The organism is Sphaerisporangium sp. NPDC051017 (assembly GCF_040683095.1).
Taxonomy (GTDB): domain Bacteria; phylum Actinomycetota; class Actinomycetes; order Streptosporangiales; family Streptosporangiaceae; genus Sphaerisporangium.
In genome coordinates, this window is record NZ_JBFBCI010000059.1 from 39,434 (window position 1) to 51,515 (window position 12,082).

Here is a 12,082-nt window from a genome sequence, read left to right on the forward strand (position 1 = left end):
GAGACACGGTGAGCATCACGACGAGGACGGACACGCAGTCGCCCACGCTGCACGTCGCCGACAGCCACGATCTGATCCGCGTGCACGGCGCGCGCGAGAACAATCTCAAGGACGTCAGCGTCGAGATCCCGAAGCGCCGGCTCACGGTGTTCACCGGCGTCTCCGGCTCGGGCAAGAGCTCTCTGGTGTTCGACACGATCGCCGCCGAGTCGCAGCGGCTGATCAACGAGACCTACAGCGCCTTCGTACAGGGCTTCATGCCGACACTGGCGCGGCCCGAGGTCGACGTCCTCGAAGGGCTGACGACCGCGATCATCGTCGACCAGCAGCGGATGGGCGCCGACCCCCGCTCCACGGTCGGCACCGCCACCGACGCCAACGCGATGCTGCGCATCCTCTTCAGCCGGCTCGGGCGGCCGCACATCGGCTCGCCCCAGGCGTTCTCCTTCAACGTCGCCTCGATCAGCGGAGCGGGTGCGGTCACTCTGGAACGCGCCGGACAGACCGTGAAGGAGCGTCGCAGCTTCAGCATCACCGGCGGCATGTGCCCACGCTGCGAGGGCCGCGGCTCGGTCACCGACATCGATCTCGCCCAGCTCTACGACGGCACGAAGTCGCTCGCCGAAGGTGCGCTCACCATCCCGGGTTACACCGCGGGCGGCTGGAACTACCGCCTCTACGCGTCCTCGGGCTTCGTCGACCCGGACAAGCCGATCCGCAGGTACACGAAGAAGGAGCTCCACGACTTCCTCTACCGGGAGCCGACCAGGATGAAGATCGAGGGCATCAACATGACCTACGAGGGGTTGGTGCCGCGAATCCGCAAGTCGATGCTCTCCAAGGACAAGGAGGCGATGCAGCCGCACATCCGTGCCTTCGTGGAGCGGGCGGTGACGTTCACCACCTGTCCCGACTGTGACGGCACCCGGCTCAGCGAGGCGGCCCGGTCCTCCAAGATCATGGGGATCAGCATCGCCGACGCGTGTGCGATGCAGATCAGCGACCTCGCCGAGTGGGTGCGCGGGCTGGACGAGCCGTCCGTCGCACCGTTGCTGGCCAGGGTGCGGGAGACACTCGATTCGTTCGTGGAGATCGGGCTGGGCTACCTCTCGCTCGACCGGTCGTCGGGCACGCTGTCGGGCGGCGAGGCGCAGCGCGTCAAGATGATCCGCCACCTCGGTTCCTCGCTCACCGACACCACCTACGTCTTCGACGAGCCCACCGCGGGCCTGCACCCCCATGACATCCAGCGGATGAACGAGCTGCTGCTGCGGCTGCGGGACAAGGGCAACACGGTGCTGGTCGTGGAGCACAAGCCGGAGACGATCGTGATCGCCGACCACGTGATCGACCTCGGCCCCGGCGCCGGTACGGCGGGCGGCACCGTCTGCTTCGAGGGCACCGTCGAGGAGCTGCGGGCCGGCGGCACCCTCACCGGCCGCCATCTCGACGACCGGGCCACCCTCAAGAAGACGGTGCGGACGCCCACCGGCACGCTGGAGATCCGCGGCGCGACGAGGCACAACCTGCGCGACGTCGACGTCGACATCCCGCTCGGGATGCTCGTCGTCGTCACCGGCGTCGCCGGCTCGGGCAAGAGCTCGCTCATGCACGGGTCGATCCCCGCCGGCGCGGGCGTGGTCTCGGTCGACCAGGGCGCGATCCGCGGCTCGCGACGGAGCAACCCGGCCACCTACACGGGACTGCTCGACCCGATCCGCAAGGCGTTCGCGAAGGCCAACGGCGTGAAGCCGGCGCTGTTCAGCGCCAACTCCGAGGGCGCCTGCCCCGCCTGCAACGGCGCCGGCGTCATCTACACCGACCTGGCGATGATGGCCGGTGTCGCCACCACCTGCGAGGAGTGCGAAGGCAAGCGGTTCCAGGCATCGGTGCTGGACCACCACCTCGGCGGCCGTGACATCAGCGAGGTGCTGGCGATGACGGTGACCGAGGCCGCGGAGTTCTTCGGCGCCGGCGAGGCGCGCACGCCCGCCGCGCACGCCATCCTCGCCCGGCTCGCCGACGTCGGGCTCGGCTACCTCAGCCTCGGCCAGCCGCTCACCACGCTGTCCGGCGGCGAGCGGCAGCGGCTCAAGCTGGCCACCCACATGGCCGACAAGGGCGGCGTCTACATCCTCGACGAGCCGACCACCGGCCTGCACCTCGCCGACGTCGAGCAGTTGCTCGGCCTGCTCGACAGGCTGGTCGACTCCGGCAAGTCGGTCATCGTCATCGAGCACCACCAGGCGGTCATGGCGCACGCCGACTGGATCATCGACCTGGGCCCCGGCGCCGGCCACGACGGCGGCCGGATCGTCTTCGAGGGCACACCCGCCGACCTCGTCGCAACCCGCTCCACCCTCACCGGCCGGCACCTCGCCACCTACGTCGGCGGTTAACGCCGCTGTAACCCCCGGCAGGGCACGAAGGCCACATGCGGCGCTGAAGGCGATCCACGACGCGTTCCGGCGGGAGCTGGCCGTGGTCCGCGGGGAGGTCGCACGCTCGGGGCCGGGGCTCGCCGCCCAGTTGCGGGTGAACTGCCTGACCGTCTGCCAGGGCCTGCACCATCACCACGTCGGCGAGGACACCGGCATCTTCCCCTACGTGGCCGGGATGCGCCCCGACCTGGCCCCGGTGCTCGAACGCCTGCGCCAGGAGCACGAGAAGGTCGCCGCGCTGCTGGAAGAACTGCGGCGGGCCGTCTCCACCCCGGACGCGGGGCCGGCCCAGGTGCTCGCCCGCGTGGAGCGGCTCATCGACGAACTGGAGGCCCACCTGGACTACGAGGAGGAGCAGCTCATCCCGGTGCTGGACGCGCCCGCTCCCTGACCCGCGGCACCGTCCTCCCCACCGGCGGGCGTGTCGTCGATGGAGGCGATGTAGTCGTGCAGGCGGCTCGCGCCCTCCAGCATGGCCCTGGCCCGCCCGGTCAGCTCCGCCCGCCGCTGGGCGATGGCCGCGCGCAGCGCGTCGCTGCCGCCCGTGCGGCGCAGGCCGTCCAGAACGAGCCGGATCTGCGGGAACAGATAGCGGCCCTGCCGCAACATGTGGATCATCCGGGCGTCCCGTACGTCGGCCGGCCCGAAGCGCCGGTAGCCGGTGCCGGGGTCGCGCCTGGGGGTCAGCAGCCCGGCCGACTCCCAGACCCGCAGGGTGGACGTGCGCACGCCAAGGTGGGCGGCGACCTCGCCGATGCGCATGCCCGCCCGCGCGGACGCCGGGTCGCCGGGGTCCTGCCCGGCGACCGCCTCCAGCGCCTCTCCGGTGGCCTGGAGCGCGAGCCGCTGCTCGTGCACCATGGCGTGAGCGGCGTCCACCAGGGCCAGCGCCGAAGGGAGGTCCCCGGCGTGCACCCCCCGCATGATCGCCCGGGCGGTGTCCCATCCGAAGCCCGCGGCAAGGGCGCGGTAGGTGAGCAGCGCGCCGCGGTGCCGCTCGTCGAACCTGCGGTAGCCGGCCGGTGTGCGCGGGGCGGGCGGTAGCACCCCGGCGTCGGCGTAGTTGCGGATCTGCTGGGCCGAGACGCCCACCAGCCGCGCCAGATCGACCGGACGCAGCCCCTTCCCCGCCACCGCGGCGTTCACCCAGGAGTTGAGGGTTCAGTGTTCATCCCCCCAGTGTAGGCGGCTGGACATGCGTGAAAGTCTTCATAAGTACTTCAATGAGAGACTTGAAGGCATGAAAGTTGCCGACAACGACGGCGAATCTTCGACCCCCGCTCGTCACATATCCGCGCCACACTCCGGCGACGCCCTTTCCCCGCCAGGCCCCCGTCCCCCCGCTACCGGCCTGCCCCGTGGGCCGGGCCACGCCGCCGCGGACGGCCACGACCTCATCCAGGTCCGCGGCGCCCGCGAGAACAACCTCACCGGCGTCTCCCTGGACATCCCCAAGCGGCGGCTCAGCGTGTTCACCGGGGTCTCCGGCTCCGGCAAGTCATCCCTGGTCTTCGACACCATCGCCGCCGAGTCGCGGCGGCTCATCAACGAGACCTACACCGCGTTCATCCAGGGCTTCATGCCGAGCCTCAACCGCCCGGACGTCGACTCGCTGCGCAACCTGAGCGCGGCGATCATCGTCGACCAGGAGCGGATGGGCTCCAACGCCCGCTCCACCGTCGGCACCGCCACCGACACCCAGACCATGCTGCGGATCATGTTCAGCCGCGTCGGCATCCCCCACGTGGGGCCGCCGTCCGCGTTCAGCTTCAACCGGGCCGAGGGCATGTGCCCCGAGTGCGAGGGGCTGGGCAAGGTCTCCGACATCGACGTCGACGAGCTGGTCGACCGGGAGCTGTCGCTGAACGACGGGGCCATCAAGGTGCCCGGGTTCGCGGTGGACACCTGGTACTGGCAGCTCATGGCGGTGTCGGGGTTCTTCGACCCGGCCGTCAAGCTCAAGGACTACACCCCGGCCCAGTGGGAGGACTTCCTCCACAAGCCCGCCACCAAGGTCAAGGTCGGCGCCAACAACATGACCTACGAGGGGCTGATCACCAAGGTCTGCCGCCTCTACCTGGCCAAGGACCGCGAGTCGATGCAGCCGGGGGCGCGCGCGTTCGCCGACCGGGCGGTCAAGCTCACCCGCTGCCCCGCCTGCGACGGCGCGCGCCTCAACGAGGCCGCCCGCACGGCGACCATCGACGGGCGCACCATCACCGAGTGCTCGGCCATGCAGATCAGCGACCTCGCCGCGTTCGTCGGCGCGATCCGCGACGCCTCGGTCGGTCCGATGCTGGACGCGCTGCGCGAGACCTTGGAGTCGCTGGTGGACATCGGCCTGGGCTACCTGAGCCTGGACCGGGAGTCCTCCACGCTGTCGGGCGGCGAGGCGCAGCGCGTGAAGATGGTCCGCCACCTCAACTCCAGCCTCAGCGACGTCACCTACGTCTTCGACGAGCCCACCGCCGGGCTGCACCCGCACGACATCCAGCGGATGAACGAGCTGCTGCTCCAGCTGCGCGACAAGGGCAACACGGTGCTGGTCGTGGAGCACAAGCCGGAGACGATCGCCATCGCCGACCACGTCGTCGACCTCGGCCCCGGCGCCGGCACCGCGGGCGGCCGCATCTGCTACGCCGGCGACCTTCCGGGCCTGCGCGCGTCCGGCACCCTCACCGGCCGCTACCTGGACCACCGCGTGCGGCTGCGCGAGAAGGTCCGCCCGCCCTCCGGGCACCTGCCGATCACCGGCGCGTCCCTGCACAACCTGCGCGACGTGAGCGTCGAGATCCCCCTCGGGGTGCTGACGGTCGTCACCGGTGTGGCAGGGTCGGGCAAGAGCTCGCTCATCCACGGGTACGTCGCCGGGCGCGACGGCGTGGTCGTCGCCGACCAGTCGCCGATCCGCGGCTCGCGCCGCAGCAACCCGGCCACCTACACCGGGGTGCTCGACCCGATCCGGACGGCGTTCGCCAAGGCCAACGGCGTCAAGCCCGCCCTGTTCAGCGCGAACTCCGAGGGCGCCTGCCCGGCCTGCAAGGGCATCGGCCTCATCTACACCGATCTGGCGATGATGGCCGAGGTCGCGTCGGTGTGCGAGGAGTGCGAGGGCAGGCGCTTCACGCCGGAGGTGCTGTCCTACACCCTGCGCGGCAAGAACATCAGCGAGGTGCTCGCCATGCCGGTGGCCGAGGCCCGCGAGTTCTTCACCACGGGCCAGGCCCGGGTCGTCCTCGACCGGCTCGCGGCGGTGGGGCTCGGCTACCTGGGGCTCGGGCAGCCGCTCACCACCCTGTCCGGCGGCGAGCGCCAGCGGCTCAAGCTCGCCATCCACATGGCCAGGAACGGCACGACCTACGTCCTGGACGAGCCGACCACCGGGCTGCACCTGGCCGACGTGGACCAGTTGCTGGAGCTGCTGGACCGCCTGGTCGACGACGGCAACACGGTGATCGTCATCGAGCACCACCAGGCCGTGATGGCCCACGCCGACTGGATCATCGACCTCGGCCCCGGGGCCGGGCACGACGGCGGGCGGGTCGTCTTCTCCGGGACCCCGGCCGACCTGGTCGCCGCCGGCACCACCCTCACGGCCGTGCACCTGCGCGACTACGTCGACCACCCCTAACCGCCCGAGCCGGTCCGGACCCCCGGCGTCGTTCGCGGCGCTGAGCGGCGATCACCCGGCCGCCGGGGGAGGGAGGAGCGCGTACGGAGAGCAGGAGCCACCTCACGGCCTCACGCTTTTGGGGAACCCGGTCCAGCGCAGGTCGGCCGGGAGGTGGCTCATGTCGTTGAACATCACGATCGTGGGCGGCAGGCCGGTACGGTACTCGATGATGGTCAGCGCGGTGTTGGCGCTGTTCAGCCCGAGCCACCGGGACGGCGGCGCGTCCAGCGCGTGCCGCACCAGCCAAGCGATCGGGTAGGCGTGCGTCACCAGGACCTCGTGTGTGTCGGGCCTGGTCTCCTTCGTGGTCGTGTCGGGGACCTTCGCGAACCGGGCGACCAGAGCCTCGGCGAGCCTCTGGCCCGAGGCCGCCTCGGCGTCGTCGTAGCCGTCGAAGAATCCGGCCCAGGACGGGGGTGTCTCGGCAGCACCGGGGACGTAGGGCACGTGGTCGACGAGTTCGGCGGCCTCGGTCACGGGCACGTCCGGCAGATACCGGGCGAGTTCGCGTGCGCTTGCTACGGCGCGCGGCAGCGGAGAGTGCCATACGGCGTCGACCGGTACGCCGGCGAGCCGTTCGCCCAGCAGGCCCGCCTGCCGGCGCCCGACGTCGGTGAGCTCCCCGAACGCGTCGGCCGCGCCGTGGCGTGCCAGGTAGAGGTGTCGCGTTGTCATCAGCGGTTGGGGGCGCGGTGCCCGTGCGGGACCGTTTCCCCTCTCCTTTCGATCCGCAGGTGTGGGTTCGGCGGCGGGATGCCTGGGTGGGGTCAGCCGTTGGTCTGGCAGAGTCCGAGGAGACCGTGCGCGGCCGGGCGGCGCGATCGTCGTCGGCGAACGGGGCGGGGCGGTTTCCGTTGCGACTTGCCGGCATTCTTGCTACCTCGGCGGCGTGCGGCTTGTGGGAGTGACTCCCGGCCCGGGACGGAAGTGATCGGCCAGGCGTTGGTCGCCGTGACGGTGCCGGTGGTGCCGTCGATGGTGATGAGGGTGTCGTCGTGGAGCCTGATTGTTGCGTTCGGGATGCCGAGGACGGCGGGGATGGCGTGCTCGCGGGCGACGATCGCGGCGTGGGAGAGCACGCCTCCGGTTTCGGTGACGACGCCGGCGGCGATGCGCAGCAGCGGTGTCCAAGCGGGGTTGGTGAAGGGGCAGACGAGGATGTCGCCCGGGCGCACGCGCGCGAAGTCGCCGGGGCCGCGGACGATCCTCGCGGTGCCGGTCACCGTCCCGTGGCTGCCCGGTGTTCCGGTGAGTGTGTCCGAGGCACCGGAAGGCGATGGCGGCGGGGGTGCGGCGGTGACCGGCCGTGCTTGCAGAACCCAGGTGCGGCCGTCGACGATCGCCCACTCGATGTCCTGCGGTCCACCGAATACGGCGGCGATCTCCTTGCCCAGCTGGGCGAGCTGCGTGGCGGTCGCGTCGTCGATCGCCGGTCGGTCCCGGACACGGGTGGGCACGTCGCTCATGACGAGCCGCTTGCCGCGCCGGTCAAGGCGGGTCCGTTTGTCCGCGACGGCGCGGGTGACCGACCCGTCCGCGGCGACGCGGTAGGCGTCAGGGGTGACCGTGCCCCCGACGATGCTGGGTCCAAGGCCCCAGGACGCCTCGATCTCGGTCGCGTCTTTCGGGTCCGCGGGTGTGAACATGACCCCGGACACCTCGGCGTCCAGATGGCGTTGGACGATGACGGCCATAACAAGATCGTCGGACGGCCGGTCGCCGCCGACGGCAGCCCGGTAGTGAACGGCTCGTGGGGAGAACAGCGACGCCCAGCAGGCACGTACGGCATCGGCGACCTCGCTGACCCCGTGCACGGCGAGAAAGCTCTCGTGCTGACCGGCCGCCGATGCCTGACCGGTGTCCTCGTTCGCCGCCGACGATCTCACCGCCACGGGCGGATCGCCGAGCTCGCCGAGTGCGCGTCCCAGCGCGTCGATCACGGTGGTGTGGACCGGGCGGGCCTCGATCGCCTGCCGCGCCGCGTCGAGATCGTCCGGCTCCCTGGCGAGCCGCCCGAGGTCCAGCTCGCGGACGGCGGCGAGGTAAGCGGCGAACGGGACGACGAAGCCGTCAGGAACCGGCAGGCCCGCGCGGAGCAACGCACCGAGCGTGCCGGCCTTCCCCCCGCAGGTGTCGGCGACAGCCTCCATGAGGGGTATGATCATCCGTCCTCCCCTTCAACATATTGTTGACAAACATTTCGTTGATTGTGCATCATGAGTCACATGCAACGCAAGCAGGACATCGCTCATAGCGCGCGCGCCGACCACGTGCAGGCCAAGTGTGAGCGGGACGCGCGTGAGCGTCTTCTGGACCTGGGCGCGGATGCGCTCGACGCCCGTCCGTGGCGACCCCCGCCCGTCCCGCCGTCGGCGGTCGACCTTGTGCAGTTCGCCGTCTGGCGCAACGCCGACCTGGACCCGGAGGACATCCTGAGCGCGCTCGCCCTCCTGCCCGCCGCCCGAGCCGAGGTCGAAGGACTCGAATCCGCCCTGCTGTTCATCGCCCGGAGCGCAGGTCTGACCTGGGCGCAGATGGCGCACGTGATGGGGTTCAACTCCCCGCAGGCGTGCCAGCAGCACTACACCCGGCTGGCGGCACGACAGAACGCCGGCTCGTGACGCGCGACTCTCCGCCCGGCCTCCTGGTCCTGCACGCCGTGCGCATCACCGGGTTCGCGGACACCCCGGTGATCGCTCATCGGTACGGGCTCGACACGGCCGAGACGAAAGAGCTGCTGCTCGACGCCGAGGCACTCGGCTGGGTAGAGCACACCGCCTTCGCCGGCACCGGAGGCTGGTCGCTGACCGAACGAGGCCGAGCCGAGAACGAGCGCGAGCTCGGGGCAGAGCTCGCACGCGTCGGCGGCGCCGGCGAGGTCCGCGACGTCTACCGCGAGTTCCTCCCGCTGAACGCCCTCCTGCTGCGAGCCTGCACCGACTGGCAACTCCGGCCCACCGCCGACGATCGGCTCGCCGTCAACGACCATTCCGATCACGCCTGGGACGCCCGAGTCCTCTCCGAGCTCGCCGGCATCGACCGCGCACTCACGCCACTCGCAGACCGGCTCGGGAGCATCCTCACACGGTTCCGCGGATACGACACACGATTCACCACAGCCCTAGCACGCGCCCGAGCCGGGGAGGGCACCTGGGTCGACCGCACCGACGTCGACTCCTGCCACCGTGTCTGGTTCGAGCTCCACGAAGACCTCATCGCCACGCTCGGCCTCGACCGGCACGCGGAACCCTGACCCACGCTCCGCCGCCCCGTATCCACGACGGCCCTCCAGTCACCTGCCAGGTGCACCACGGCCGGGGGCGGCGCCCCGGGCCGGGGCGCCGGACCCGTGGCGGTGAGCCGCCACGCCCTCGCGCGCCGGGCCTTCCAGGCGGTCGTACGGCAGGCGGGGGCCCTGATGCCAGGCAGGACCGGCGTGGTGGGGGCACAGGCTCGGCCGCAGGACGACCGCGATTCTATTAGCGCTGTTATATTAGTGCTGTGACACCTTTCGACCCGACCGCGTCGCCAGGACGGTGGGACGCGCTTCACGCCCTGCTCGCAGCCCTGGACGCCCAGATCGAGACCGTGTACGCCGAGCGGGGCATCGAAGGGGTGCGTCCCCGTTTCGCCTATCCCTTGATCCGCCTCGCCCACACCGGACCGCTGACGATCCGCGAGCTCGCGGAGTCCCTGGGCCGCTCCCACTCCGCGATGAGCCAGACGATCACGGCGATGCGGCGCGAAGGGCTGGTCGACTCCGAGCCCGGCGCCGACGCCCGTACACGCCGGATCACCCTGACCGGCCGGAGTCGCGCCCTCATCCCCTTCCTCGAGGCCGAGTGGCGCGCGACCGAGGCGGCCGTCGCCGAGCTCGACGAGGAGGTGCCGCACGCGCTCAGCGCCGTCGTCGCCGAGCTGACCCGCGCCCTGGAGCGGCGTCCCATGCGCGACCGCATCCTCGCCCACCTCGTCGAGCCCGGCGCCGAGCCCGACGTGGAGCCCGGCTCCGGGTCGGCGGGGACGTCCGCCTCCGCGCCGATCGAGCCGTCGTGGTGAGCTGGCGCGAGCGGCTGATCGACCTGCGCCCCTTCCGGGCGAGCCGGGCGTTCCGCGACCTGTGGATCGGCTCCTCCCTGGCCTCGATCGGCGGGCAGATCGCCACGGTCGCCGTCCTGCTGCAGGTCTGGGAGCTGACCCGCAGCCCGGTGTGGACCGGCGCCATCGGCCTCGCGACGGCCGTGCCGATGCTGGTGTTCGGGCTGGCCGGCGGGGCGCTGGCCGACGTCGTCGACCGCAGGACCGTCGTCCGGGCCACCACGGCGGGCCACGTCCTCATGGCCGCGGGCCTGGTCGCGCAGTCCGCCGCGGGCAACCGTTCCGTTCTTCTCCTGTTCGTCCTGGTCGCGGCGCAGTCCGCGTGCGCGGCGCTCGGAGCCCCGGCCCGGAGCACGTTCGCCGTACGGCTGTTGCCCGCCGACCAGGTCACCGCCGGGCTCGCCCTGCACAACATCGCCTTCCAGACCTCCATGCTCGTCGGGCCCGCCCTCGCCGGCATCGTGCTCGGGCGGTGGAGCTATTCCGCCGCGTACGCGATCCAGGCCCTCGCCGACGTCGCGTCGCTGATCGCCGTGATCCGCCTGCCGTCGATGCCCGCCCTGCGTTCCGGCGACGACCGGCGGCCCGGCCGCGAGCGGCCCGAGGACCAGCGGGTCAGGGGCGAGCGGGTCAGGGGCGAGCGGCCCGGGGGCGGACGACCTGAGGACGACGCACCCGCGGACGGCCGGCCTGAGAACGGCACGCGCCGGCGTCGCGGCCCCGCCCCAGGCGGATGGGACATCATCTTCCGGCGTCCCGTGCTGTGGGGCGCCTTCGCGACCGACCTCGCCGCGACCGTCCTGGCCATGCCGGTCGCGCTGTTCCCGCTGGTCAACGAGGTCCGCTTCGGGGGCGCTCCCCAGACGCTCGGGCTGTTCCTGTCCTCCATCGCGGTCGGCGGGCTCGCCGCCGGTCTGCTGTCCGGGACGGTCACCCGCCTGCGCCGCAGCGGCCTCGTCCAGCTCGTCGCCGCCACCACGTGGGGACTGGCCCTGGCCGGGTTCGGGCTGGCCGGGCCGCTGTGGCTCGCGCTCGGCTGCCTCGCCCTCGCCGGCGCCGCCGACACCATCTCCGTGGTCACCCGAGGCGGCATGGTGCAGCTCGAGACGCCCGACCGTTACCGCGGGCGCGTCTCCTCGGTCGAGCACATCATCGGCTTGGCCGGGCCCGAGATCGGCAACTTCCGCGGAGGCCTTCTCGCCTCCCTCACCTCGGCCCCCGTGGCGCTGCTGATCGGGGGCCTTTCGGCCGCGTTCACCGTCCTCGCCGTCGGCCTGGTCAACCGCCCTCTTCGCGACCACCGCGTCCCCTCGCCGCCACACGAAGCCCCCGCCGCAGACCCCACGCGCCTCCCCGGCGAACCCGAATGAAGCCACGGTTGCTCAGGCGAAATCAGTTGGCGGGCTTGCCGAACCAGCGGGAGAGGTGGTCGTCCAGGTCCTGCTGATCGTCGCCGATCCAGGCGACGTGGCCGTCGGGGCGTAGCAGGACGCACGGAACATCCAGGTCCGCAGTGGGATCCGCGAGGTAATCGACCCGGTCCGACCAGCCGCCGGCGGTCAGGCGTTCGGTGCGGTCCAGCAGCAGGCCGCGGCCGAGATGCAGAAGATCGTAGAGGTGGCCCTGTTTCACGTCGATGTCGCGCAGGCGGCGGCCGAGCAGGTCGGGGCCCGCGCCGAAGTCGTAGCGGATGCCGATCGCGGTGATCTTCTCGATCAGATGGCGGTTCACCTCGTCGAAGTCCATCAGTTCGGTGAGCAGCCTGCGCACGGCCCGCGGGCCCGGTTCGGTGGACAGCAGTTCCATCTGGGCGCGGGTGTTGTCCAGCACGTCCTCGGCGACCGGATGACGTTCGGCCTGGTAGGTGTCC

The 12,082-nt window shown here is 71.5% G+C and carries 10 protein-coding genes and 1 pseudogene; 7 read left to right on the forward strand and 4 right to left on the reverse strand.

Features of this window, described 5'->3' with window-relative positions:
* The first annotated feature begins 14 nt into the window (after positions 1 to 14).
* Positions 15 to 2,399, forward strand: coding sequence for an excinuclease ABC subunit UvrA (locus AB0M95_RS33025; protein ID WP_363773216.1), 2,385 nt, complete (start codon positions 15 to 17; stop codon positions 2,397 to 2,399).
* Positions 2,400 to 2,481: 82 nt separating this feature from the next.
* The gene (locus AB0M95_RS33030) at positions 2,482 to 2,832 is read left to right on the forward strand and encodes a hemerythrin domain-containing protein (RefSeq protein WP_363773186.1); all 351 of its coding nucleotides are present in this window, start codon (positions 2,482 to 2,484) and stop codon (positions 2,830 to 2,832) included.
* Here the strand turns inward: AB0M95_RS33030 and AB0M95_RS33035 are convergent.
* A complete protein-coding gene (locus AB0M95_RS33035) occupies positions 2,784 to 3,587 on the reverse strand; it encodes a TioE family transcriptional regulator (RefSeq protein WP_363773188.1) in 804 nt (267 codons plus the stop codon). The genes AB0M95_RS33030 and AB0M95_RS33035 overlap by 49 nt on opposite strands.
* Positions 3,588 to 3,681: 94 nt before the next feature.
* On the opposite strand from AB0M95_RS33035, the gene AB0M95_RS33040 reads away from it, so the two are divergent.
* Positions 3,682 to 6,072 (forward strand): excinuclease ABC subunit UvrA, encoded by a 2,391-nt coding sequence (locus AB0M95_RS33040; RefSeq protein WP_363773191.1) that lies wholly within the window; start codon positions 3,682 to 3,684, stop codon positions 6,070 to 6,072.
* Between the two features lie 102 nt (positions 6,073 to 6,174).
* Here the strand turns inward: AB0M95_RS33040 and AB0M95_RS33045 are convergent, their stop codons facing one another.
* Both AB0M95_RS33045 and AB0M95_RS33050 read right to left on the reverse strand, forming a co-directional pair.
* Entirely contained in the window at positions 6,175 to 6,789 is a 615-nt protein-coding gene (locus AB0M95_RS33045; RefSeq protein WP_363773194.1) for a histidine phosphatase family protein, read from the reverse strand.
* A 92-nt stretch (positions 6,790 to 6,881) separates the two neighbouring features.
* Entirely contained in the window at positions 6,882 to 8,279 is a 1,398-nt protein-coding gene (locus AB0M95_RS33050) for a PEP/pyruvate-binding domain-containing protein (RefSeq protein ID WP_363773197.1), read from the reverse strand.
* Positions 8,280 to 8,339: 60 nt separating this feature from the next.
* Between AB0M95_RS33050 and AB0M95_RS33055 the strand changes: the two genes are divergently transcribed.
* From AB0M95_RS33055 to AB0M95_RS33070, 4 genes are all read left to right on the forward strand, one after another.
* Positions 8,340 to 8,735, forward strand: a complete 396-nt coding sequence (locus AB0M95_RS33055) for a DNA-binding protein (protein ID WP_363773199.1) — start codon at positions 8,340 to 8,342, stop codon at positions 8,733 to 8,735.
* Positions 8,732 to 9,367, forward strand: a complete 636-nt coding sequence (locus AB0M95_RS33060) for a transcriptional regulator (RefSeq protein ID WP_363773202.1) — start codon at positions 8,732 to 8,734, stop codon at positions 9,365 to 9,367. The genes AB0M95_RS33055 and AB0M95_RS33060 overlap by 4 nt, the downstream gene beginning before the upstream one ends.
* 248 nt (positions 9,368 to 9,615) lie before the next feature.
* The gene (locus tag AB0M95_RS33065; RefSeq protein ID WP_363773205.1) at positions 9,616 to 10,173 is read left to right on the forward strand and encodes a MarR family transcriptional regulator; all 558 of its coding nucleotides are present in this window, start codon (positions 9,616 to 9,618) and stop codon (positions 10,171 to 10,173) included.
* Positions 10,170 to 11,582 (forward strand): MFS transporter, encoded by a 1,413-nt coding sequence (locus tag AB0M95_RS33070; RefSeq protein ID WP_363773208.1) that lies wholly within the window; start codon positions 10,170 to 10,172, stop codon positions 11,580 to 11,582. Before AB0M95_RS33065 ends, AB0M95_RS33070 begins: the two co-directional genes overlap by 4 nt.
* A gap of 22 nt (positions 11,583 to 11,604) precedes the next feature.
* On the opposite strand, the pseudogene AB0M95_RS33075 reads toward AB0M95_RS33070, so the two are convergent.
* A pseudogene (locus tag AB0M95_RS33075) lies at positions 11,605 to 12,082 on the reverse strand (monooxygenase); the annotation flags it as partial.